The organism is Rathayibacter sp. AY1F2 (assembly GCF_002930885.1).
Taxonomy (GTDB): Bacteria; Actinomycetota; Actinomycetes; order Actinomycetales; family Microbacteriaceae; genus Rathayibacter.
In genome coordinates, this window is sequence record NZ_PSVG01000006.1 from 156,373 (window position 1) to 180,348 (window position 23,976).

The following is a 23,976-nucleotide window of genomic DNA, read 5'->3' on the forward strand; positions in this document are numbered from 1 at the left end:
GCGCGTCCGGTCGAGCCGGTGCCGGGATCCGGTCTACCAGCGACCTCCGACAGCGGCGCACGGGCGCCTGCCCGCACCCCTCGCGGGGCGCTGCGCCACCCTACGGACCGCCGCCCGCGGCACGCAAACCGCCCTGTGGAGAGAGCTGTGCAGAACCGAGGGGAAACGCCGGGCCCACTGTGGGCAACATGTGGACAACCCTGTGGGATCAGCGGCTCTCAGCAAGTTTTTTCTGGCCTCTGACCAGGCATTCACCGCTTTCCACAGGTGTGTGGGGAAACGAGTCTCAAGACCACAGTGAAGGTTGGTCCCGCTGAAGGGTGTATGTGGATGGAGCTGTGGAGAACGGGAACGACGAAGGGCGGTGCGAGGGACTCGGAAGTCCCGTCGCACCGCCCTCCGCGGCGTTCTCGCGGCCTTACTTGGCCGCGACCACCTGCAGCTTCACAGTGGCCTGGATGTCGTCACGCAGACGCACCACGGCCTCGTGCTCGCCGACGTGCTTGATCGCGTTCGAGATGACGATCTTGCGCTTGTCGAGCTCGCCAAATCCGGCCGCCGCCACCGCGTTCGCGATATCGGAGGTCTTCACCGAGCCGAACAGGCGGCCGTCCTTGCCGGCCTTGACCGTCAGCTTCACGCGGTTGGCCTCGAGGACCTGCTTGGTGTGCTGGGCCTCTTCGATGGTCTTGTGCTCACGAGCGGCTCGCGCCGACTTGATCTGCTCGACCTGCTTCTCGCCACCGCGGGTCCACGCGACGCCGAAGCCCTGCGGGATGAGGTAGTTGCGGGCGAACCCGTTCTTCACGTCGACGACGTCGCCGGCCGAGCCGAGTCCGTCGACCTCGTGGGTCAGGATGACCTTGGACATACCGTTACCTACCTTCCGCTGCCGGCGTAGGGCAGGAGCGCCATCTCGCGGGCGTTCTTGACGGCACGGGCGATGAGGCGCTGCTCCTGAACGGAGACGCCGGTGATACGACGGGCGCGGATCTTCCCGCGCTCCGAGATGAACTTGCGGAGGGTCGCGACGTCCTTGTAGTCGATGACACCCACGCGGACCGACTTCGCGGGGGCCGCGTTCTTCGCGCCCTTGCCGCGGATCGGCTTGCGGCGGTCGCCGCTGCTCTTTCCAGCCATAGTGGTTTCCTTAGATTCTGGTTCGCCCCTGCCCCGCCGCGAGCGATCGCGGTGCGGGGGAGGCGTGATTCAGGTGAGGAGAGCGTCCGAGCCGAGGCTCAGAACGGCGTCTCGTCGTTGTAGCTGCCCGGCGTGCTCCACACGTCGCCACCGGCGGGAGCGCTCGGCGCCCACGGCTCCTCGGCCTGACCGCCACGGTTGCCGCCGGCGTTGCCGGAGCCCCCCTGACCGCCGCTGCCGAAGCCGCCCTGGCCGCCGCCGATCTGACCGCCGTTGCCCTGGCCGCCACCGGCCTGGCCGCGTCCGCCTCCACCGGAGGCGCGCGTGACCTGCGCGGTCGCGTAGCGCAGCGAGGGCCCGATCTCGTCGATCTCGAGCTCGATGCTGGTGCGCTTCTCGCCTTCCTTCGTCTCGTAGGAGCGCTGCTTCAGGCGGCCGGTCGCGATGACGCGGCTGCCCTTGGTCAGCGTTCCTGCGACGTTCTCGGCGAACTCGCGCCAGACGGAGGCGCGGAGGAACAGCGCTTCGCCGTCCTTCCAGTCGTTCGCCTGACGGTCGAAGGTGCGCGGCGTGGAGGCGATGGTGAAGTTCGCGACCGCGAGCCCGCCCTGCGTGTAGCGCAGCTCGGGGTCGGCGGTGAGGTTCCCCACCACGGTGATGATCGTCTCGCCGGCCATGAGCGCTACGCCTTGGGAGCGGCCGAGGCCTTGGCGGCCTTGCGGGCGGCCTTCTCGTCGGCGAGCTTCGCGGCGGCCGCGACCTGGGCGATGCCCTCTTCGGCCCGCAGCACCTTGGTGCGCATGACGGCCTCGGACAGCTTCAGCTGACGGTCGAGCTCGTTCGCTGCGGCGGAGGTCGACGTGAAGTCGACGACGGCGTAGATGCCCTCGGACTTCTTGTTGATCTCGTACGCCAGACGACGGCGGCCCCAGACGTCGACCTTGTCGATGGATCCACCATCGGTGCGGATGACGTTGAGGAACTTGTCGAGACTCGGAGCGACGGTGCGCTCATCGATCTCGGGGTCCAGGATGACCATGATCTCGTACTGATGCGTCACTAACCCACCTCCTTCGGACTGAACGGCCACGGTATTTCCGTGACAGGAGGGTATGTAGCATCTGCCCACTCCCGCGGACGCGAGTGCGTCTGGTCGTGGACAACCTGTACAGACTACAACAGGACCGCCGCGACGCGCCGGACGGATCCGCTCGAGGCGCACCATCCCGGGCGCAGGGCGAGGCGAGCACGGGGCCCGGCTCAGCGCCTCAGCGCGACGCCCACCACTCGCGGAGCCGCTGCGTCGCGACCTCCTCGCCGAGCGGACCCTCCTCGAGCCGCAGCTCCAACAGGAACCGGTACGCCTGCCCGACCTCGGGGCCCGGGGCGAGGCCGAGGATCTCCATGATCCGCGTGCCGTCGAGGTCGGGGCGCTTGGAGGCGAGCTCCTCCTTCTCGGCGAGCTCCGCGATGCGCGCCTCGAGGTCGTCGTAGGCGTGCGCGAGCCGGTCGGCCTTGCGGCGGTTGCGCGTGGTCACGTCGGCGCGGGTGAGGATGTGCAGCCGCTCGAGCAGGTGCCCGGCGTCGGTCACGTAGCGGCGCACCGCGGAGTCGGTCCACGCGCCGTCCGTGTACCCGAAGAAGCGCAGGTGCAGCTCGATGAGGCGGGCCACGTCCTTCGTCGTCTGGTTGTCGAACTTCAGTGCGCGCATCCGCTTGATCGCGAGCTTGGAGCCGACCAGGTCGTGGTGGTGGAAGCTCACCGCTCCGCCCGGCTCGAGCCGCCGCGTGGCCGGCTTCCCGATGTCGTGCAGGAGGGCGGCGAGCCGCAGCACGACGTCGGGCGCGGCTCCGGGGTGCCGCGACTCCTCCAGCGCGATCGCCTGCTCCAGCACGGTGAGGCTGTGGGTGTAGACGTCCTTGTGGTGGTGGTGCTCGTCCTGCTCCAGGCGCAGCGCGGGCAGCTCCGGGAGGAAGCGACCGGCCAGACCGGTGTCGACGAGCAGCTCCAGGCCGGCACGGGGCGTGGCGGTCGCGAGGAGCTTCCGCAGCTCCTCCTGCACGCGCTCCGCCGAGACGTCGTCGATCCGTCCGGCGAGCTCGGCCATCGCCCACTCGACCTCGTCGGTGGTGCGGAAGCCGAGCTGCGAGGTGAAGCGCGCGCCGCGGAGCATCCGGAGCGGATCGTCGCCGAAGGAGAGGTCGGCGGGGGAGGGGGTGCGCAGCCGGCCGGCGAGCAGGTCCTCCACTCCTCCCGAGGGATCGACGAGGACGACCTCCGGAAGCCGCAGCGCCATCGCGTTGACCGTGAAGTCGCGCCGCACCAGGTCGCCCTCGAGCGAGTCGCCGAACTCGACCTCGGGCTTGCGGCTCACCCCGTCGTAGCTGTCGCTGCGGTAGGTCGTGATCTCGACCGTCTCGCCGGCCACGCGAGCGCCGATCGTGCCGAAGGCCCGGCCGATGTCCCAGTGCGCCTCGGCGATCGGAGCGACGATCCGCACGATGTCGTCGGGGCGTGCGGAGGTGGTGAAGTCGAGGTCGTGCACGCCGTGGCCGAGGAAGGCGTCGCGGACCGGGCCGCCGACCAGCGCGAGCTCGTGGCCCTGGGCTGCGAACGCCTCCGCCAGCCGCGTCACCGTGGGCGTCCCCGCGAGCGCGCGGAGGGTCTCGAGAGCGGTCTGGACGCTGTGCATTCGCACGATCCTAGTGGCGGGGGGTGTCCCGGCAGCGGGTGACCGTGCCAGGGGGTTACGGGGGGGAACCGCCTGCACAGCGGACGCACCGCCTGCCCCGAGGAGGGCTGCCCGTAGAATCACCCGCATGGAGGCCGAGTGAGTCCGATGCATCGGCGCGACCCCTCCCTCCGCTCCCGCCGCTCGCGGGCGGCCCTCCTCCTGCTCCGCTCGGCAGGTGCCGCCGCTCTCGCGCTCGGCCTGACCGGCGTGGCCTCCCCCGCCCTCGCGGCCCCGGTCGCCGCCGCGACGGCGACCTCGACGCCCGCTCCCGGCACCGTCACCACGACCGCCGGGGCCGGCAGTGACGGCGTCCTGCGGCCCGGCCAGGACCTCGAGCTCTCGATCGCCGTGCGCAACGGCACCACCGAGGCGATCGACAGCGCCGACGTGACGGTCGCCCTCTCCTACGCCACCCTCGACACCCGCGCGGAGCTGCACGACTGGCTCGACGCCGAGGCCGACAACGACACCGACCCGGTCCGTGCGACCGCCCAGCTGCGCCTGCTGCCCTCCAGCACCGCCGAGGCCGGCCTCACCGTGCCGGTCGACCAGATCCCCTTCTCCAACGACCGGACCGCGCTCGGCACCCACGCCGTCCTCGTCACGGTCACCGGTCCGGGTGGTGTCGTCTCGACCGCTCGCACCGCCGTCGAGCTGACCGACGACGCGGTGGCCCCGGAGCGCGAGACCGGCGTCAGCGTCCTCGTCCCGCTCACCGTCCCGGACACGGCCGACGGCCTGCTCTCGGCCGAGGCCCTCGCCGACTACACCGACGGCACGGGGACCCTCACCCGGCAGCTCGACGCGGTCGCGGGGAAGGGCGTCACGATCGGGGTCGACCCGCGCATCCTCGCTTCGATCCGGATCCTCGGCAGCGCCGCTCCGGAGTCGGCCCTCGACTGGCTCGACCGGCTGCAGTCCGTGCCGAACGAGCGCTTCGCCCTGCCGTACGCCGACGCCGACGTCTCGGCCCAGGCGCAGGCCGGGCTCTCCGTCCTCCTCTCTCCCACCTCCTTCGAGTACGCGATCGACGACACCCGCTTCGCCGCGGTCCCCGGCACCGCCAGCCCGGCGCCCACGGTCGCCGTCGACTCCGACCAGCCGGCCGAGGACCTGCCGGCGCGTCCGAGCACCGAGTCGCTGCTCGCCTCCGACTGGAGCACCTCCCTCGGCAGCGTCGCCTGGCCCGACGAGGGCACTCTCCGGGGGTCGGACCTCGACGTCTACGCGGCCAGCGGCATGAACCGCACGGTCGTCCCCTCATCCGGTCTCCTGCTGCCGGAGGAGGTGACCACGACCTCGCGCGCCACCGTCGGCGACTCGGACCTGGTCGTGGCCGACTCGCGCCTCACCGAGGCGTTCGACGCGGCCGCGACTGCCACCGACGACACCGAGTGGCGCGCCCGCATGTCCGAGATCGCCACCGATCTCGCCGAGGTGCAGGAGGAGGGGACCGCGCCGGACGTCGTGCTCACCCTCGGTCGCGGCTCGGCGATCGGCGCCGCGCGCCTCTCCGAGACCCTCGACGCGATCGAGTCGCTGCCCTGGGCCCGCGGAGTCGCCCTCTCCACCGCCCTCGCCGTCCCCGCGACCGAGGGCGCGAGCGTCGTCGACTCGCCGGAGTCGGAGTCGCGGCTCGACCGGGTGCGCGACCTGCTCGACGCCGGCTCCGAGGTCGAGGCGTTCTCCTCCGTGCTGCAGGAGCCGGAGCTGCTGTCGGGCAAGAGCCGCAACGACGTGCTGGCGCTGCTCTCGGTGACCTGGCGCGGAGACGGCAGCGGCTGGGGCGACGCCGTCGGCGTGGCCATGACCGAGGCCGACCGGACGCTCTCGCTGGTGTCGATCGACGCGACCGGCAGCATCCTGCAGGTCTCCCGCGACTCGAGCATCCCCGTGTACGTCCGCAACGAGCTCCCCTGGCCGATCGCCGTCCGCATCCAGGCCTCGACCTCGAACGCCGTCCTCGACATCGACGAGGAGGCGATCGAGACCACCGAGATCGACGCCCGCTCGCAGGGCCGCGTCCTCATCCCCGTGAAGGCCCGGGTCGGCAACGGCGAGACGAGCCTCGGCCTGCAGCTGACCTCGGCGCAGGGCGTCCCCATCGGCACCCCCACGGGCATGACGACCAGCGTCCGCGCCGACTGGGAGACCGTCGGCACCCTGGTCATCGGGATCGCGCTCGTCGTCGTCTTCGGAGCCGGCATCCTCCGCAACATCCGCCGTCGCCGTCGAGGCGACACCCCTGAGGACGAGGAGGACCCGAACGCCGTGCTCGAGGTCCAGCCCGATCTCGACGACCAGCGATCGGACCCGCGTGGCTAGCTTCTCCCTCGGACGCGCGAGCGCCGTCCTCGCCTCCGGCACGATGGTCTCGCGGATCCTCGGCTTCATCATGTCGATCGTCATGGCGAACACGATCGGAGCCGCGGTCGCGCCGGGCGCGGACGCCTTCACGACGGCGAACCTGCTGCCCAACACGATCTACTCGATCATCGCGGGCGGCGCTCTGAACGCCGTCCTCGTCCCGCAGATCGTGCGGGCGGGCCTCGACGCCGACGGCGGCCGCGGCTACATCAACCGCCTGCTGACCCTGGCGCTCGGCCTGCTCCTGGTGACCACGATCGCCGCCACGGTCCTCGCTCCCCTGCTCGTGCGCCTCTACGCGCCCGGCTACGGACCGGAGCAGTACCAGCTGGCCGTCGCCTTCGCGTTCTGGTGCCTGCCGCAGGTCTTCTTCTACGGCCTCTTCACGATCCTCGGCGAGGTGCTCAACGCCCGCGGCTCGTTCGGCCCCTTCACCTGGGCGCCCGTGCTGAACAACGTCGTGGTGATCGCCGGGCTCGTCGCCTTCATGGTGCTGTTCGGCGCCGATCCGGAGGGGAACCGTCCGGTCGACTCGTGGTCCCCGGCGATGGTCACCCTCCTCGGCGGGAGCGCGACACTGGGCATCGTCGTCCAGTCGCTGTTCCTGATGCTCTTCTGGCGGAGGGTCGGCCTCAGCTACCGCCCCGACTTCCGCTTCCGGGGCGTCGGTCTCGGCACGGCCGGGCGGATGTCGCTGTGGTCGTTCGCCACGGTGCTGCTGACCATCGTCGCCGGCATCGTCGAGAGCCAGGTCTCCTCCACCGCGTCCGGCGAGGGGCCCTCGGCCGCGGCGCTGCAGAAGGCGTGGCTGATCTTCATGCTGCCCCACTCGGTCATCGCGATCTCGATCGCCATGGCGTACTTCACCAAGATGAGCGGCCACACCGCGCGGGGGGAGATGAAGGAGTTCCGCTCGGACGTCTCCACCTCGCTCCGCCTGGTGCTGATGATGCTCGTCTTCGCCGCCGCCGCGATCGTCGTGGTCGCGGTGCCGTTCGGCTCCGTCTTCACCGACTCGTTCGCGGACGCGAAGGCCATCGGAGCGATCGCCATGGCCTACGTGATCGCCCTGCCGCTGTTCTCCTCGATCGCCATCATGCAGCGCGCGTTCTACGCCCTGAGCGACGGAGCGCGGCCGTTCCTGTTCACCCTGGTGCAGGTCGTCGTGGCGGTCGCCGGGTACCTGATCGTGCTCCGGCTCCCCGCCGACCGCACCGCCGTCGGCATCGCCGCTGCGACCTCGCTCGGCATCTGCGTGCAGGCCCTCGTGGCGGCCCTCCTCCTGCGCCGCCGGCTCGGCGGCCGCGGAGGCAGGCGGATCCTCGTCAGGCTCGCGCAGTTCGTCCTCGCCGCGGTGCCCTCCGCCGCCGCCGGCTACGGCGTCCTGGTCGCCCTCGGCGGCACGCGCGCGGGCGGTTTCGCCGTCTCGAACTACGTGGAGCCGCTGCTCTCGATGGCCGCGATCGGCACCGTGATGGCGCTCGTCTACTTCGCGGTCCTCTGGTTCCTCCGGGTGCCGGAGCTGCGCGCCGTCCTCGCTCCGGTGCTCCGCCGACTGGGCCGCTGATGCTGCTCCGGTAAACGCCTGGTCAGAGTGCATTTCCTGGGCTGCTGCATCGAGCGGCGCGTGGCACGACCGGCACTCCCGGGCCCGCGGAATAGTGCCCGCCTAGGATGTGTTGTAGCCCACGGAGCCGCGGAACGATTCGAGCGACCGGCTCCGGGTGCTCGGCTCCCGCCCCACCCGTCACCGCTCGTACAGACCCCGAGGAGTTGCCGTGCGCGACATCGTCATCATCGGATCCGGCCCCGCCGGCTGGACCGCCGCCATCTACGCGGCGCGCGCCGAGCTGCACCCGGTGGTCGTGGCCTCGTCGGTCGAGATCGGCGGCGACCTGATGAACACGACGGACGTCGAGAACTTCCCCGGCTTCCCCGACGGCGTCCTCGGCCCCGAGCTGATGACCTCGATGCAGGCGCAGGCCGAGAAGTTCGGCGCCGAGACCTTCTACGACGACGTCACCTCCCTCGATCTCGAGGGTGAGATCAAGACCGTCCACCTCGGCTCCGGCGAGAGCATCGAGGCGAAGACCGTCGTCGTCGCGACCGGATCCGCCTACCGCAAGCTGGGCCTCCACGACGAGGACCGCCTATCGGGACACGGTGTCTCGTGGTGCGCCACCTGCGACGGCTTCTTCTTCAAGGGCAAGACAATCGCCGTCGTCGGCGGAGGCGACTCCGCCATGGAGGAGGCGACCTTCCTCACCAAGCACGCCGCGAAGGTCTACGTGATCCACCGCAAGGACTCGCTCCGCGCCTCGAAGGTCATGCAGAAGCGCGCCTTCGACAACGACAGGATCGAGTTCATCTGGAACGCCGAGGTCACCGGCATCACCGGCGAGAACCACGTGGACGGCGTGAAGCTGCGCGACACGGTCGACGGCACCGAGTCCCACCTCGACCTCGACGGCCTGTTCATCGCGATCGGCAACGACCCGCGCACGCACGTCGTGCACGGCAAGCTCGACCTCACCACCGAGGGCACCATCTCGGTGGTCGGCCGCTCCTCCCAGACCTCCGTTCCCGGCGTCTTCGCCGCGGGCGACGTGATCGACCCGACCTACCGTCAGGCCGTCACCGCCGCGGCATCCGGAACGGTCGCCGCCCTCGACGCGGAGCACTACCTCGCTTCGCTCGCCGATGGCACCGCCCACACCGAAGGCTCACCCCGGGCCGAGCTCATCACCCGCTGACCGTCCGGTCATCGCACATCGGAGCCGGCAGCCCGCCGACTCGTGAAGGAGAGAACACCATGTCCACCGCGAAGAGCGTCACCGACGCATCGTTCCAGTCCGACGTCCTCGACTCCGAGAAGACCGTCCTGGTCGACTTCTGGGCCGAGTGGTGCGGCCCCTGCCGCATGGTCGCACCGATCCTCGACCAGATCTCGGCCGAGCACGGCGACAAGATCGAGATCGTCAAGCTGAACGTCGACGAGAACCCGCAGACCGCTGCGAAGTACCAGATCACGTCGATCCCGGCGATGAAGGTCTACCAGAAGGGCGAGGTCGTGAAGACCGTCATCGGCGCCAAGCCGAAGCCGGCCCTCGAGGCCGACCTGGCCGCGTTCCTCTGAGTTCACACCCCTGACCGCCCTCTGCGGTCTCCGAGAGCCCCTGTCACGTCGTGACGGGGGCTCTCCTCGTTCCCGGGGCTGTTTCACGTGAAACAGCCCCGCTGGGACGCAGGCCACGCTCCCTGCGGTGGCGCCCGACCGCCCCGCCGCAGCACAGGACCGGCCGGTACTGTGGATCCACCCGGCTCTGGCCGGAGAGACCCTGTCCACCGAGCGAAGCGGAACCATCGTGACCAACCGCGGCACCAACCTCGACCCCTGGTACAACTCCTATGCGGAGCGCACGGCCGGTCTGGCCGCCAGCGAGGTTCGAGCCCTGTTCGCCGTCGCGTCACGCCCCGAAGTGGTCTCGCTCGCCGGCGGCATGCCGTTCGTGTCCGCGCTCCCCCAGGACCTGGTGACCGGCGCCATCGACACCGTGATGCGGGAGCAGGGGCCCGTCGCGCTGCAGTACGGGTCGGGCCAGGGCGTCCCCGTCCTGCGCGAGCAGATCCTCGACGTCATGGCCCTCGAGGGCATCTCCGCCAGCGCGGACGACATCGTGGTCACCACGGGCTCTCAGCACGCCCTGGAGCTCGTTTCGAAGCTGTTCCTGGACCCGGGGGACGTCGTCCTCTCCGAGGGCCCCAGCTACGTCACCGCGATGGTCATCTTCCGGTCGTACCAGGCCGAGGTCGAGCACGTCCCGATGGACGAGCACGGGCTCATCCCCGCCGCCCTCCGCGAGCACATCGCCCGCGTGCGCGCCGCCGGCAAGACGATCAAGTTCCTGTACACGATCCCCACCTTCCACAATCCCGCGGGCGTGACCCTCAGCTGGGAGCGCCGCGTCGAGATCCTCGAGATCTGCAAGTCCGAGGGAATCCTCGTGCTCGAGGACAACCCGTACGGCCTCCTCTACTTCGAGGACGTCCCGCCGAAGGCGATGCGCTCGCTGGAGGAGGACGGAGTGATCTACCTCGGCACGTTCTCGAAGACGCTCGCTCCCGGCTTCCGGGTGGGCTGGGCTCTCGCTCCGCACGCGATCCGCGAGCGGCTGATCCTCGCCAACGAGGCGGCCGTCCTCAGTCCGTCGTCCTTCAGCCAGCTGGTCATCTCGAAGTACCTCGAGACGGCCGACTGGCGCGGACAGATCGACACCTTCCGCGGCGTCTATCGTGAGCGGAAGGAAGCGATGCTGAAGGGCCTGCAGACCCATCTGCCCGGCCTCAGCTGGACGAACCCGAACGGCGGCTTCTACGTCTGGGTCACGCTGCCCGAGGAGCTCGACTCCAAGGCGATGCTGCCGCGCGCAGTGAAGGAGCTCGTCGCGTACACGCCGGGTACCGCGTTCTACGGCAACGGAGACGGACGTCAGAACATCCGCCTCTCGTTCTGCTACCCAACGCCGGAGCGCATCGGTGACGGCATCCGCCGCCTCGCCACGGTCATCAACGGAGAGCTCGATCTGCTGTCGACCTTCGCGGGCACGGGCCGGCTGAGCAACGCCGACGCGAGCAAGCGTGACGCCGTCCTGCCGCCGAACGTCTCCTGACACCGCTCCTTCGATAAGAAAGCCCTGGTCATGACCGATTTCTCTGTGCTCGACCGTACACTCGACATCGTCGTCATCAGCGGTGGCATCAGCCACGAGCGCGACGTCTCCCTGCGGTCGGGCCGTCGCGTGGCGGATCGTCTCTCCGCGATGGGCCACCGCGTCTCCCTGCACGAACCGGACGCCGGCCTCCTCTCGACGCTCCTGCAGAAGCGTCCCGACGTCGTCTGGCCCGCGGTGCACGGGGCGAGCGGTGAGGACGGTGCGCTCCTCGGGCTCCTCGAGGCGGCGGGCTTCGCCTACGTCGGCTCGCGGACGGACGCGGCGCGCCTGGCCTGGTTCAAGCCGACCGCGAAGACGCTCGTCGCTCGCGCGGGCTTCTCGACCCCGCGCTCCGTCACCCTCCCCCGCGAGACCTTCCGCGAGCTCGGAGCCGCCGGGATCCTGGAGCAGGTGGAAGCGCACCTGCCGGGCTCACTCGTGGTGAAGCCCGCTCAGGGCGGTTCGGCCCAGGGCGTCAGCATCGTGACGGAGTCGTCGCAGCTCCCGCGAGCGATGGTCGAGGCGTACACCTACGGCGACGTCGTTCTCATCGAACAGCAGATCCAGGGGACCGAGGTCTCCGTCGGTGTTCTCGACCTCGGTGACGGTCCTTTCGCCCTGCCGCCTGTCGAGATCGCACCCGTCACCGGCCAGTACACCTTCGAGGCGCGCTACAACGCGGGGGAGACGCACTTCTACACGCCGGCACGGATCTCGCCGGAGATCACGGAGGAGGTGTCCCGCGTGGCCGTTGCGATCCACGAACTGCTGGGACTCCGCCACCTGTCGCGGCTCGACTTCATCATCGACGACGCCGGACTCCCCTGGTTCTTCGACGCGAACGTTCTTCCCGGAATGACCGAGACCTCGCTCGTTCCCCAGGCTATCGAGGCGTCCGGCCGCTACCTCGGCGACGTCTACTCCACCCTCGCGAAGCTCGCAGCCTCCTGACTCCATACCGTTTCACGTGAAACGGTCCGCTACGCGTCCGCTCCTGGTCGCGAGGCTGCAGCGTTGTGAACAAGTGCGCGAAACCATGCCAGACGAGTAGCCGGATCGCGGCATATCGAGACCCGCGATCGCCCCCTTCTCCTTTGACATAGGTCGAGTAGCCGCCCAACAACGTGTCTTGGTCTTCATCAGCAGACCAGTAGTGCCGACTCGAGGGAAGCCGAGGCCGCGTCTCGACCCCCACAACGTCAGACACCCATTGCCGCGCCGGTCGAGTATCCGTAGATTGGCGTGGTGAGGCCCCCCTCGTCCCCCTAAATTCACCAGGAATCGACCCGGCCCAAGGGCTTCGATCGGCACCTGGTCCTCGTCGTCATGCTGGTCGAGGAACCGCGTTGCTGCGTATCGAGACCCGGACACCCTCGGTGGGTACCAGGTGCGGCATTGCCTGGGGCAGGATATCCACGCCAATCGTTTCCCTATATCCGCAGACATACCGGTGAAGAGCGGTAGTGCGTCGAATCGAGGCTCACCACGATCGCAACCCGCGCCGTCTCTGGGAAGAACCGACCTGCTCTATCGACGCTGATCGACACCAGGCACCCGTCGCCATGCTGGTCGAGTAACCACAACGCGACGTACCGAGACCCACGGCCCGAAGGGATCCCTTTAGCTTGGTTCTCCGACCTCAACTTCGCCTCGGGGGGGTGGTGTCTCTCTTCCGCTGGTCAGGCGAGCAATCTCTTTCGAGCATTGCGGTCGAAGTCGGTCCCACGAGGATCCGCATGGGCGTCCAATGTTCTCGGCAGGGGCGTTTCACGTGAAACGCCTCCGCAGCCGTTGGGTAACTTCGATCCAAAATATTGCGCCCGATGGAGCGAGTCGAGCCGACGAGGGCCTCCTCTCCTACATGACAAGCTCGTAGCTCTTCAATGGCTAGGCCGCCCTAGAGCGGACCGTTTCACGTGAAACGGCCCTTCCATCGCCTCTTTCAGTGCTCTCTGGGGGCGACCGCCGTCGGGGTCCTCCGTCAAACCTCGGCGAACCCAGTCATCACATCTGCATCGATCCGCGAAAACGAAGCGATACTGCATTTCGTCTAAACTTGACTTCCCCGCCGGCCAATTTCTGGAGGCCCAGGAAGCGCTTTTCACCGGCGACTTGGGATGCACGGACAGCCGAGGGGGTCCTCATCTCAGCTGCCAACGTAGGAATGTTTCACGTGAAACATTGCGCACGCGAATATCGGCGACGATGTCGTCGCCCTGGGCAGCGAAGAGCGCGACCGCGAACGACCCGTCCAGGCGCCCGTCCTGCGCCCGCCAGCGACTCACCGAACGCGACATCAACTCCGGAGCGCGACGATGTCTGAACTCGCCAACCCTCGATCCGGCGCTCCACGCCTACTCGACCGCCATATAGCCGCATCGTGATTTGCTCTATCCAGAGATAGATGTACCGGATACCCGGCGATCATCGCCGTTCGGCTATACCAGCCGTATTCTCGACCAGGCTCGGAGTCAGCAGGGCCCCGCAGAACCTGGGGCCACTTCATCAAACTGTGCCGGTCACAAGGGCTCATCAATCAGAGAGATGGCGACGGCAGAGAATGGACAGCTCACAAGGCATTTCGTGGGCCGCCTCAAGCGTACCGATTCCTGTGATCGCGGTGCCGACGAGGGGAGCGGATATCGCCACACCGGCGATTGCGGCCAAGAACACAGCGCGAGCACGCGCACGCCAGCCGCACGGCGAATCAGTGGCGGCTGCTAGGCCGGCCACTACGGAGCGAGCGACACCTCGGTCGGCTCCCCGATCTCGGCGAGGATGCGGTTCAGGTCCTGGATGGTGGCGAAGTCGATGACCATCTGGCCCTTGCGAGCACCCAGAGTGACCTTGACACGCGTGTTCAACCGGTCGCCGAGGTGATCCGCGATCGACGAGAGGTGTCCGGAGTGGCCGCCCTGCTCCTCCACCACAGGACGCGTGGTCGTCCGCGGCGCCTTCATCTGCGCCGCGGCAGCCTCGGCGGCGCGGACGGACAGGTCCTCATTGACGATCTTGTCGGCCAGGCGGCGCATCATCTCGACGTCGTCGAGGGACAGAACCGCACGCGCGTGTCCTGCGGTCAGGACGCCGGCAGCGACGCGGGCCTGCACATCGGCCGGGAGCCGCAGGAGACGGAGCGTGTTCGAGATCTGCGGCCGCGAACGTCCGAGCCGCGTCGCCAGGGCCTCCTGGGTGATCCCGAAGTCGCTGAGGAGCTGCTGGTAGGCGGACGCCTCCTCGAGCGGGTTGAGGTCGGCGCGGTGCAGGTTCTCCAGCAGCGCGTCGCGGAGCATGTTCTCGTCGGCCGTGTCCTTGACGACCGCGGGGATGGTGGTCAGTCCCGCGGCCTTCGAGGCGCGGAACCGACGCTCACCCATCACGAGCTCGTACTTCGCTCCGCCGCGAGCCGTCACGGGCCGGACGACGATCGGCTGCAGCACTCCGAACTCGCGGATGCTGTGGACGAGTTCCGCGAGGTCGTCCTCGTCGAACACCGACCGCGGCTGCGCCGTGTTCGGGGTGATGTCGGCGAGGGGGAGTCGCGCCAAGCGCGCTCCGGGGACGTCGAGGAGCTCCTCGGCACGGGCCGAATCGCCGACCTGATCAGGGAAGAAGACGTCGACGGGCCGGGAGCGCGACTCGTCGCTGGTCGGGATGAGCGAGCCGATCCCCCGGCCGAGTCCCGTGCGCTTGGTCGCCATCAGCGTGCCTCTCCTTCGTGTGCCGTCTCGGGTGTCTTCCGGGCTCCGCGTCGTGCGATCTCGGCGGCCGCCTCCAGATACGCCAGCGAACCGGACGACTGCGGGTCGTAGCTGATCACGCTCTGTCCGTAGCTCGGCGCCTCCGAGATCCTCACGTTGCGCGGGATCACCGCGCGCAGCACCTCCTTCGGGAAGTGCTCTCGGACATCCGCTGCCACCTGCTGGGAGAGGTTGGTGCGGCCGTCGTACATGGTCAGGAGGATCGTCGAGACACCGAGGTTCGGGTTGAGGTGCCGCTCGATCAGGTCGATGTTCTTGAGCAACTGGCTGAGCCCCTCGAGCGCGTAGTACTCGCACTGGATCGGAATGAGCACCTCGCGAGCGGCGACGAACGCGTTGATGGTCAGCAGACCGAGCGACGGCGGGCAGTCGATGAAGACGTAGTCGAACGGCTCGTCCATGGTGTCGAGCATGCGGTCGAGCGCGCGGCGGAGACGCTGCTCGCGTGCGACGAGCGAGACCAGCTCGATCTCGGCGCCGGCCAGGTGGATGGTCGCCGGCACACCGTAGAGCGAGGCGAACTCCGGGCTCTTCTGCACGACGTCCGCGAGGGGAGTGTCGTTGACGATCACGTCGTACACGCTGGCCGTCTCGGCGCGGTGCTCGATGCCCAGGGCCGTCGACGCGTTGCCCTGCGGATCGAGGTCGATGACGAGCACCTTTGCCTCACCGCGGGCGAGCCCGGCGGCGAGGTTGACGGTCGTCGTCGTCTTGCCGACGCCGCCCTTCTGGTTCGAGATCGTGATGACGCGCGTCGACTCGGGCTTGGGCAGCGGCTGGGCGTTCAGCAGTGCGCGCCGACGGGTCATGTCCGCGATCTCCCGGGCCAGGGGAGTCGAGGAATCGAAGCCTCCGGTCAGACCGGCGGAATCGGTTTGTTTCACGTGAAACCTTCGCTCAGCGAGTGGGACGGACAGCAGCACCGAGGAGTCGACGGACGAGGAGTCGGGGGCTCACTGCGGCGTCGTGGCGATCAACCCACTGTAGCCCGGACGACCCTCGTCACCTCGGAGAGCACGCCGTCTCCGAGCACGACGACCCTGGGCGGGGAGAGTCGGAAGCGACGGATCTGCTTGGCCGCAGCCTCGATCTCCTTCTCGGCATTGATGCCCTTCAGCAGGACCAGCTCGCCTCCAGGCCGCAGCAACGGCGCGGTCAGCGGGATCAGCTTCGAGAGAGCGCTGACCGCCCGAGCGGTCACCTGGTCGAGAGGCTCCGCGAGCTGTACCTCTTCGGCACGGGCGCGAAGAACTGAGACATTCTCGAGTCCGAGTCCGTCCACCTGCTCCTGAAGCCAGACGACGCGACGCTCCATCGGCTCGATGAGCACGAAGCGGACGTCGGGCCGCACGATGGCCAGGACGAGCCCGGGAAGGCCCGCGCCACTGCCGACATCACCCACCAGTCCCGGACGCAGGAGAGGGGCCACCAGGGCGCTGTTGAGGACGTGCCGCGTCCAGAGCCGGGGGAGCTCCAGGGGCCCGATCAGGCCGCGCTCCTCACCCTGGTCGGCGAGAGCTTCCGTGAACCGCCGCAGGAGGGGCAGGCGGTCGCCGGCGATCGCCGCAGCGGCTGCGGGCTCGGCCTCGAGGGTCGACTCCACGCCGTTCAGCCGCGGGTGATGACGGTGTGGCGCTCGCGCGCCTCGCCGCGCGACTCCGACACGAAGCCGCGCTCGCCCACCATGTCGTGGACCAGCTTGCGCTCGTACGACGACATGGGCGGGAGCGAGGCCGACGTGGCGCCGTCCTCGATCCGCTCGATCGCGCGGTCGACCAGCTGGGCCAGCTCCGCCTCGCGGGCGTCGCGGGAGCCGCCGATGTCGAGGATGAGGCGGGAGAACGCGCCGGTCTTCGTCTGGACCGCCAGGCGGGTGAGCTCCTGCAGCGCCTGGACGGCGTCGGGGCGGGAGAGCACCCGGAGGTTCGTGTCGCCGGAGGCGGTGACAGAGAGGTAGGCGCGGCCGTTGCGGACCTCGATGTCGATGTCCCCGTCGAGGTCGCAGATGTCGAGGAACTCCTCGATGTAGTCGGCGGCGACGTCGCCCTCGTCCTCGAGCTGCGAGAGCGTGGACTCGGGTGCCTCGTCGACGGCGGGCGCGTCCACGTCCACGGGTGCGGACGCGTCGTCGGTGATGGTCTGCATCGGATCGGTCATGGCGGCTCTACTTCTTTCCGGCTTGCTTCTTGGAGCGGTTCTTGCTCACGGGCTGCGTGCGCTGCACGGCCTTCTTCTCGACGAGGGTGACGTCGCCGGCGGCCGTGGTCTCCTCGACCAGCTTGCCCTTGCGGCGCAGGCGCTCCTCGCGGGCCTTGGCGGCCTCGCTGCCCGGGGTCGGCATGTTCCGGATGACGATGAACTGCTGGATCATCGTCCAGATGTTCGAGGTCAGCCAGTAGAACATGACGCCGAGGGGGAACGCGAAGCCCGAGAAGGCGAAGACGAGGGGGAGGATGTAGAGCAGGATCCGCTGCTGCTTGAACGTCGGCGAGGCCTTCGCCTCGGGCGACATGTTCTTCGAGACGATCTGCAGCTGCGTGATGAACTGCGACGCGGTCATCAGGACGACCATGATCACCGCGATGATGATGACCGGCTCCTGGCCGCCCTCGGCGAGTGCGCCCTGGATCGACTGGTGCAGCGGTGCGACGCCGAAGAGGTTCGCCTCGCCGAACTGGCGGGCGAGCGTCTCGTCGAGCGGGCCCACGCCCTTCTGGCTGTGCTGAGCCGCGTTCAGCACCGAGAACAGGCTGAAGAAGATCGGCATCTGGATCAGCAGGGGCAGGCAGGAGGCGAGCGGGTTGGTGCCCGTCTTCTTGTAGAGCTCCATGGTCTCGCGGGACATCGCCTCGCGGGACAGCTGGTCGCGCTTGCCCTTGTACTTGTCCTGGATCTTCTTGAGCTGGGGCGCGACCTCGAGCATCCGGCGCTGGCTCTTGATCTGCTTGACGAAGATCGGGATGAGCGCGGCGCGGATGACGATGACCAGGCCGACGATCGAGAGGACCCAGGTGATTCCCGCGGCCGCCTCCATGCCGGTGAAGGTCAGCAGCTGGTGGAAGGCGACGAGGAGCAGCTCGACCACCCACTTGAGGGGCCAGAGGATCGTGCCGAGGAGGTCCATGGAGTGGGGTCAGTCCTTTCGAGGGCCCACGACGAACCCGGCTCGCGTCACGGCGAAGCGGGTCCGGCCGGAAGCCGGTCGGTGCAGGGGGATCGAGGTCGGGACGTCGTCGATGCCGCCGGCCGCCCACGGGTGGCAGCGGAGCAGACGGCGGGCCGCGAGGACGGAGCCGAGGACGAGCCCATGGAGCTGGACCGCCTGGAGCGCGTACGCGGAGCACGAGGGGTAGTAACGGCAGACGTCCCCGTAGAGAGGGGACACGACCGCCCGGTAGACGACCAGGAGCAGGACGCCGATGTTCCGCGGCAGCAGGAGGATCGCCCACCCGAGCCGGGCGAACGGCGCCTCGCGGCGGGGGATCACGGCGGTCACGAGGACGCCCCGCTCTTCCGCGCGGCTCGCGCCATCGCGGACCACACCTCGGAGCGCAGCTCCGACCAGGGGGCGTCGGCGCTGCCGGGCAGCGCGCGGACGACGACCTGGGTGCCGGGGTCGATCTCGGGGACGAGCTCGAACGCCACGGCCTTGAGCCGGCGACGGACGGTGTTGCGCGTCACCGCGGTGCCGACCGTCTTGGCGACGATGAACCCGAACCGCGCCGGATCGCCCGCGGAGGACCGGCGGACATACGTGACGGTGTGTGGTCCTGTGGACCGCACACCGCGACGGACGACTGTCCGGTACTCGCCTCCGTGGACGATGCGATTGGCTCTGGCCAGCACCGCTGGTCGGTACCGCTCGCTGCTAGGCGGAGAGCTCGGTGCGCCCCTTGGCGCGGCGCGCGCTGAGGATGCCGCGGCCGGCACGGGTGCGCATGCGCAGACGGAAGCCGTGCACCTTGGCGCGACGACGGTTGTTCGGCTGGAAGGTTCGCTTGCTCATAATCAGATCTCCACGTACGTGTTCCGCGGTGCGAACCGGCACCACCCGCTCGGGCGGAGACTCGGATCCTCCGGGAAGAAGGGGTGCCCGGCTGCGGAATCCGCTCGGCCTGCGAGGGCCGCACGGACGACACCGGGCAGGCGTCAACTGATTTAAACTACGGCCTGTTCCGTCACCGGTCAAATGTGGACGGCGCGAAACCTCGATCATGCACACGGGACACGGGGTTCCGCGCATTGACACGCGGGTGTCGCTGTGGTGGATTTGTCTCCCGTCGGCTCCGTTCGTTACGGTGTTGAGCCGCAGTTATCCACAGGTGGGATCCGCGTCCTCCCGCGCCCGCACAGGCATCGCTCGAGGCCGGTGGACAACCCTGTGGAGAGAGCGGCACTCGAGACCCGGCTCCGCGCCCGGTCCGCGACGCCCCTGCAGCGGGCGGCGACGGGTCCGGCGGAGACGGCGATCCCGCAGCGACTTCACAGCGACAGCACCCAGGACCGGAGACAGATGGCAGACGACACGTCGATGGTCGACGCGTGGAACGTGATCCTCGGCGCACTGTCCCAGGACGAGCGGATCACCGCTCCCCTCTACGGGTTCGTCTCGCTCGTGGAGCCCAAGGGCATCATGGCGGGCACCTTCTACCTGGAGGTCCCGAACGAGTTCACCCGCGGGATGCTCGAGCAGCGCGTGCGCGTGCCCCTGCTCAGCGCGATCGGGACGCTCGACGACTCCTTCGGCGTCACGACGTTCGCCTTCGTGGTGAACCCCGACATCGAGCACGAGCCCCTCAGCTCCCCGTCGTCGCAGGAGTCGATGAACCCGTTCGAGCCGATCACCGCCTCCTCGGCGACGGTCGCGCCGACCCGCGGGGTCGAGGAGCTGCGGACCGTGCCGGCGACCGACACCCGGCTGAACCCGAAGTACAGCTTCGACAACTTCGTCATCGGAGGCTCCAACCGGTTCGCGCACGCCGCGGCCGTCGCGGTCGCCGAGGCTCCCGCCAAGGCCTACAACCCGCTCTTCGTCTACGGCGACTCCGGGCTCGGCAAGACGCACCTCCTCCACGCCATCGGCCACTACGCGATGAGCCTCTACCCGGGGATCCGCGTGCGGTACGTCTCGAGCGAGGAGTTCACGAACGACTTCATCAACTCGATCGCGAACAACCGGGGCAACGCCTTCCACGGCCGCTACCGCAACGTCGACATCCTCCTGATCGACGACATCCAGTTCCTGCAGGGGAAGGCGGAGACGCAGGAGGCGTTCTTCCACACCTTCAACCAGCTGCACGACCACAACAAGCAGGTCGTGATCACGTCCGATCTGCCGCCGAAGGCACTGACGGGCTTCGAGGACCGGATGCGCTCGCGCTTCGAGTGGGGCCTCATCACCGATGTGCAGGCTCCCGACCTCGAGACCCGCATCGCGATCCTCCGCAAGAAGGCGGTCAGCGAGAAGCTGCTCGTGCCCGACGACATCCTCGAGTTCATGGCGTCGAAGGTGTCGAGCAACATCCGCGAGCTCGAGGGGACGCTCATCCGCGTCACCGCGTTCGCGAGCCTGAACCGGACGCCGGTCGACATGTCGCTCGTGCAGACCGTGCTGAAGGACCTGATCACGCTCGACGAGGACAACGTCATCTCGCCGGTCGACATCATCAACCACACCGCGGACTACTTCAAGCTCACGGTCGACGACCTCTACGGCTCGTCGCGCTCGCAGGCCGTCGCCACCGCGCGCCAGATCGCCATGTACCTGTGCCGCGAGCTGACGAACCTCTCGCTGCCCAAGATCGGCCAGCTGTTCGGCAACCGCGACCACACCACGGTCATGTACGCGAACAAGAAGATCTCGGAGCTCATGAAGGAGCGCCGCAGCATCTACAACCAGGTCACCGAGCTGACCACCCGCATCAAGACGAACCGCTAGCCGGCAGTCGTACGGTCCCCGGGACCACCTGTCCCAGGTGGCGTGCCCCGGGGTCCATCGGCGTCCGTGCGCCGTGGTCGGGTAGTCGCTCCCCTCTCCTCGTGTGAGGGGAGGGAGCGACGGGGATCGCGGCGCGAGCAGCAGGGCGTCGGTGTCGGCGCGCGTCGAGATCAGGCGAAGGCGCTGGCGGGGGTCTCGATACGGCTCGCTGGGGCTACTCGACCAGCATGAACCGCACGTGCTCAAGGGGTCCGGGTGAGCGGCTGAGCGGCCGGCGTGCGATCGGACGGTGTCGATCCGCCGTGCGACGGCCAGGAGAGCAGCGCAGGGGAGAGGGAGCGCGCATCGTCTTGCGCGCCGCTCGGACGGCGCGAGCCGCGTTCGACGGTCTCCGTCGTGACCCGGAGACGTCGTCGACGGACTCCTCGACCCACCAGGCGGGCCTCGGACACGCCGCCTCGCGCGCCTCGGAGGGCCGATTTCCACAGTGTGAGGAACCTGTGGATAACTGTGGACAACCGCCTCGGGACTGTGCGCCGGGAGAGCCCGCCTGTGGAGGGCGACAGGTCGGCCCGGATCGCTCCACAGGGCGTCCACGGGCCCGCTCACACTCCCTCCACAGGGGCGGGTCCCTCCGATCCCACCCAGGAGTAGGGGTCCGAAGCGTTTTCCACAGTTTCCACACGTGTTAACACTGTTAACGCAGTTCTCTCTTTAATGAAGCCTCGACCGGCAACCTCTCCACAGCGGCTCGGGAGTGCTCGGCGGTCCACCCCCTTCCGAGCTCGTCGAGCCCGGCGGGTACGATGGGCGACGGTCTTCGTCCGCGACTCGTCAGGGGTGTACTCGTGAGGTTCCAAGCCAACCGCGATGTCTTCAGCGAGGCGGTGTCCTTCGCGGTCAAGCTGCTTCCGCAGCGCACGACCCTGCCGATCCTCTCCGGAGTCCTCATCGAGGCGACCTCCGAGGGTCTGACGCTGTCCTCCTTCGACTACGAGGTGTCCGCGCAGACGCAGATCGCGGCCGACGTGGAGGAGACGGGGACCGTGCTCGTCTCGGGCCGTCTGCTCGCCGACATCGCGAACCGCCTCCCCAACGCTCCCGTGCGCATCGCCACGGAGGAGTCGCGCGTCTCGGTCTCGGCCGGCTCGGCGCACTTCACGCTCCTGCAGATGCCCGTGGAGGAGTACCCGAGCATCCCCGAGATCGACGCCTCCACCGGCCTCGTCCCGGCCGACGCCTTCGCGGCCGCCGTCTCGCAGGTGGCGGTAGCCGCCTCCCGCGACGACGTGACCCCCGTCATCACCGGCGTGCAGCTCGAGATCACCGAGAACACGATCGGCCTCGTCGCGACGGACCGCTACCGCGTCGCCGTCCGCGAGATCGACTGGGACAACGGGGACAACCCCGCGCCCACCCAGCCGCTCACCGCCCTCGTGCCCGCGCGCACGCTGCAGGAGGTCGGCAAGACCTTCGGCCACTCCGGCACCGTCTCCGTCGCGATCACCAACCGCGACGAGCGCGAGCTGATCGCCTTCACCGCGGACCGCAAGACCGTCACGTCGCTGCTGATCAAGGGCAACTTCCCGCCCGTGAAGCGCCTCTTCCCCGCCTCCGTCGAGAACTACGCGGTCATGTCGACCAGCGACCTCATCGAGGCCACCCGCCGCGTCTCGCTCGTGCTCGAGCGCGAGGCGGCCCTCCGCTTCAGCTTCAGCAGCGACGGCCTCACCCTCGAGGCCATCGGCTCCGAGCAGGCGCAGGCGTCCGAGAGCATCGACGCGATCGTGACCGGCGACGACGTGGTCGTCTCGCTCAAGCCGCAGTTCCTGCTCGACGGCCTCGCCGCCGTCCACTCGGAGTTCGTGCGCATCGCGTTCACGAAGACCGAGAACCCCAACAAGCCCGGCCCCGTCCTGATCACCGCGCAGACCTCGCGGGAGCAGCCCGGCAGCGACAGCTACCGCTACCTGCTCCAGCCCAACCTGCTGCTGCGCTGACCACTCCCCGGATCGCAGAGCCGCGACCGCCCCGCTCCCGACGAGCGCCCGCCCGCCGGACAACGAATCCAGGAAGGTTCACCATGCACATCGGACTCGTCGGCCTCGGCAAGATGGGCGACAACATGCGCTCCCGCCTCCGCTCCAAGGGGCTCGAGGTCACCGGCTACGACCGCAATCCCGACGTCTCGGACGCGGCCTCTCTCGACGAGATGATCGCCGCACTCCCCTCGCCCCGCATCGTCTGGGTGATGGTGCCGGCCGGCGAGATCACCGACGCGGTCGTCAAGGACCTGTCGGAGAAGCTCAGCGAGGGCGACCTCGTCATCGACGGCGGCAACTCCCGCTTCACCGAGGACTTCAAGCACGACGCGCTGCTGAAGCCCAAGGGCATCCACTACATCGACGCGGGCGTCTCCGGCGGCGTCTGGGGACTCCAGAACGGCTACGGCCTGATGGTCGGCGGCCCGAAGGAGCTCGTCGAGTACGCCATGCCCGTCTTCGACGCGCTGCGCCCCGAGGGCCCCCGCGAGGAGGGCTTCGTCCACGTCGGCGAGGTCGGCGCCGGCCACTACGCGAAGATGGTCCACAACGGCATCGAGTACGCCCTGATGCAGGCGTTCGCCGAGGGCTACGAGCTGCTCGAGACCCGCAGCGACATCATCAAGGACGTCACCGGCACCTTCAAGGCCTGGCAGCGCGGCACGGTCGTGCGCTCCTGGCTGCTCGAGCTCCTCGTCCGCGCCCTCGAGCAGGACCCGGACTTCAAGAACATCGAGGGCTACGTGCAGGACTCGGGCGAGGGCCGCTGGACCATCGAGGAGGCCATCAACAACGCCGTCCCGGTGCCCACGATCAGCGCCTCGATCTTCGCCCGCTTCGTCTCCCGCCAGGAGGACTCCCCCGCGATGAAGGCCGTCGCAGCGCTCCGCAACCAGTTCGGCGGGCACTCCGTCAAGGCCGTCGACTGAGTGGGCTGGTGAGGACTGCCTCCGGCAGTCCTCACGGCGGTCGGCTTCCCGAGGGGGGCGCGTTCCGTAGAGCCGGTGACGGACGGCGGACTGCGGCCCGCCGCCCCCGTGAGGCAGGGATGCTCTCACGGAGGCGGCGGGCCTCCGGCCGCCTCCACCCTGCTACCGGCGTCGGGCGGCGAGCCTGCGGCCGCCTTCACGGGCAGGGACGGGGCGCCGCCGATCATGCTGGTCGAGTGGCCCCGCGACGGCGCATGGAGACCAGCCCGACGGATGGTCTTGCCAGCATGCTGGTCGAGTAGCCCCGGAGGGGCGTATCGAGGCTCGAGGCGAGGGCCTGGCCGGCGCTGGG

General features: G+C 68.9%; 22 protein-coding genes. 9 read left to right on the top strand and 13 right to left on the bottom strand.

All coding sequences use genetic code 11. The features are described 5' to 3' along the window. Positions 1-418: 418 nt before the first annotated feature. The 5 genes from rplI to C5C54_RS07190 form a co-directional block, all read right to left on the bottom strand. On the bottom strand, positions 419-871 hold the full coding sequence (gene rplI / locus C5C54_RS07170) for a 50S ribosomal protein L9 (RefSeq protein ID WP_104222692.1): 453 nt from the start codon (positions 869-871) through the stop codon (positions 419-421). An 8-nt stretch (positions 872-879) separates the two neighbouring features. Next, positions 880-1,140, bottom strand: coding sequence for a 30S ribosomal protein S18 (rpsR, locus tag C5C54_RS07175; RefSeq protein WP_055784551.1), 261 nt, complete (start codon positions 1,138-1,140; stop codon positions 880-882). A gap of 98 nt (positions 1,141-1,238) precedes the next feature. Further along, on the bottom strand, positions 1,239-1,817 hold the full coding sequence (locus tag C5C54_RS07180) for a single-stranded DNA-binding protein (RefSeq protein ID WP_104268810.1): 579 nt from the start codon (positions 1,815-1,817) through the stop codon (positions 1,239-1,241). A gap of 5 nt (positions 1,818-1,822) precedes the next feature. Further along, a complete protein-coding gene (gene rpsF / locus C5C54_RS07185) occupies positions 1,823-2,200 on the bottom strand; it encodes a 30S ribosomal protein S6 (RefSeq protein ID WP_068207796.1) in 378 nt (125 codons plus the stop codon). 208 nt (positions 2,201-2,408) lie between these two features. Further along, the gene (locus C5C54_RS07190) at positions 2,409-3,833 is read right to left on the bottom strand and encodes a CCA tRNA nucleotidyltransferase (RefSeq protein WP_104262571.1); all 1,425 of its coding nucleotides are present in this window, start codon (positions 3,831-3,833) and stop codon (positions 2,409-2,411) included. A gap of 147 nt (positions 3,834-3,980) precedes the next feature. Here C5C54_RS07190 and C5C54_RS07195 point away from each other — a divergent pair, with 147 nt between their 5' ends. The 6 genes from C5C54_RS07195 (at position 3,981) to C5C54_RS07220 (ending at position 11,905) form a co-directional block, all read left to right on the top strand. After that, the gene (locus C5C54_RS07195) at positions 3,981-6,200 is read left to right on the top strand and encodes a DUF6049 family protein (RefSeq protein ID WP_104262572.1); all 2,220 of its coding nucleotides are present in this window, start codon (positions 3,981-3,983) and stop codon (positions 6,198-6,200) included. After that, positions 6,193-7,809 (top strand): murein biosynthesis integral membrane protein MurJ, encoded by a 1,617-nt coding sequence (murJ, locus tag C5C54_RS07200; protein ID WP_258063253.1) that lies wholly within the window; start codon positions 6,193-6,195, stop codon positions 7,807-7,809. The genes C5C54_RS07195 and murJ overlap by 8 nt, the downstream gene beginning before the upstream one ends. A 211-nt stretch (positions 7,810-8,020) precedes the next feature. Further along, the gene (gene trxB, locus C5C54_RS07205) at positions 8,021-8,995 is read left to right on the top strand and encodes a thioredoxin-disulfide reductase (protein WP_104260879.1); all 975 of its coding nucleotides are present in this window, start codon (positions 8,021-8,023) and stop codon (positions 8,993-8,995) included. Between the two features lie 59 nt (positions 8,996-9,054). Further along, a complete protein-coding gene (gene trxA, locus C5C54_RS07210; RefSeq protein ID WP_104222687.1) occupies positions 9,055-9,378 on the top strand; it encodes a thioredoxin in 324 nt (107 codons plus the stop codon). A gap of 187 nt (positions 9,379-9,565) precedes the next feature. Next, positions 9,566-10,912, top strand: a complete 1,347-nt coding sequence (locus C5C54_RS07215) for a PLP-dependent aminotransferase family protein (protein WP_374953281.1) — start codon at positions 9,566-9,568, stop codon at positions 10,910-10,912. 30 nt (positions 10,913-10,942) lie between these two features. Next, positions 10,943-11,905 carry an ATP-grasp domain-containing protein gene (locus C5C54_RS07220; protein WP_104288052.1) on the top strand — a complete coding sequence of 321 codons (963 nt, stop codon included), beginning with the start codon at positions 10,943-10,945 and terminating at the stop codon, positions 11,903-11,905. A gap of 1,781 nt (positions 11,906-13,686) precedes the next feature. On the opposite strand, the gene C5C54_RS07225 is transcribed toward C5C54_RS07220, so the two are convergent. From C5C54_RS07225 to rpmH, 8 genes are all read right to left on the bottom strand, one after another. Further along, positions 13,687-14,655, bottom strand: coding sequence for a ParB/RepB/Spo0J family partition protein (locus C5C54_RS07225; protein ID WP_104288053.1), 969 nt, complete (start codon positions 14,653-14,655; stop codon positions 13,687-13,689). Next, on the bottom strand, positions 14,655-15,524 hold the full coding sequence (locus C5C54_RS07230) for a ParA family protein (protein WP_104247021.1): 870 nt from the start codon (positions 15,522-15,524) through the stop codon (positions 14,655-14,657). The genes C5C54_RS07225 and C5C54_RS07230 overlap by 1 nt, the downstream gene beginning before the upstream one ends. A 164-nt stretch (positions 15,525-15,688) precedes the next feature. Further along, positions 15,689-16,318 (bottom strand): 16S rRNA (guanine(527)-N(7))-methyltransferase RsmG, encoded by a 630-nt coding sequence (rsmG, locus tag C5C54_RS07235; RefSeq protein ID WP_181127860.1) that lies wholly within the window; start codon positions 16,316-16,318, stop codon positions 15,689-15,691. Positions 16,319-16,323: 5 nt separating this feature from the next. After that, positions 16,324-16,872, bottom strand: a complete 549-nt coding sequence (locus tag C5C54_RS07240) for a R3H domain-containing nucleic acid-binding protein (RefSeq protein ID WP_258063254.1) — start codon at positions 16,870-16,872, stop codon at positions 16,324-16,326. Between the two features lie 7 nt (positions 16,873-16,879). Continuing rightward, entirely contained in the window at positions 16,880-17,839 is a 960-nt protein-coding gene (gene yidC / locus C5C54_RS07245) for a membrane protein insertase YidC (RefSeq protein WP_104222681.1), read from the bottom strand. A 9-nt stretch (positions 17,840-17,848) separates the two neighbouring features. Then, positions 17,849-18,202, bottom strand: coding sequence for a membrane protein insertion efficiency factor YidD (gene yidD / locus C5C54_RS07250; protein WP_258063256.1), 354 nt, complete (start codon positions 18,200-18,202; stop codon positions 17,849-17,851). Positions 18,203-18,207: 5 nt separating this feature from the next. Next, positions 18,208-18,561 carry a ribonuclease P protein component gene (gene rnpA / locus C5C54_RS07255; protein WP_104222680.1) on the bottom strand — a complete coding sequence of 118 codons (354 nt, stop codon included), beginning with the start codon at positions 18,559-18,561 and terminating at the stop codon, positions 18,208-18,210. A 22-nt stretch (positions 18,562-18,583) separates the two neighbouring features. Beyond that, positions 18,584-18,721 carry a 50S ribosomal protein L34 gene (gene rpmH / locus C5C54_RS07260; RefSeq protein WP_055784512.1) on the bottom strand — a complete coding sequence of 46 codons (138 nt, stop codon included), beginning with the start codon at positions 18,719-18,721 and terminating at the stop codon, positions 18,584-18,586. Between the two features lie 627 nt (positions 18,722-19,348). Here rpmH and dnaA point away from each other — a divergent pair. From dnaA to gnd, 3 genes are all read left to right on the top strand, one after another. Further along, complete coding sequence (gene dnaA, locus C5C54_RS07265) at positions 19,349-20,653, top strand: chromosomal replication initiator protein DnaA (protein WP_374952921.1); 1,305 nt, start codon at positions 19,349-19,351, stop codon at positions 20,651-20,653. Positions 20,654-21,501: 848 nt separating this feature from the next. After that, entirely contained in the window at positions 21,502-22,653 is a 1,152-nt protein-coding gene (gene dnaN, locus C5C54_RS07270; RefSeq protein WP_104222678.1) for a DNA polymerase III subunit beta, read from the top strand. 83 nt (positions 22,654-22,736) lie between these two features. Next, positions 22,737-23,624, top strand: a complete 888-nt coding sequence (gene gnd / locus C5C54_RS07275) for a phosphogluconate dehydrogenase (NAD(+)-dependent, decarboxylating) (RefSeq protein WP_104222677.1) — start codon at positions 22,737-22,739, stop codon at positions 23,622-23,624. Positions 23,625-23,976: the final 352 nt, after the last annotated feature.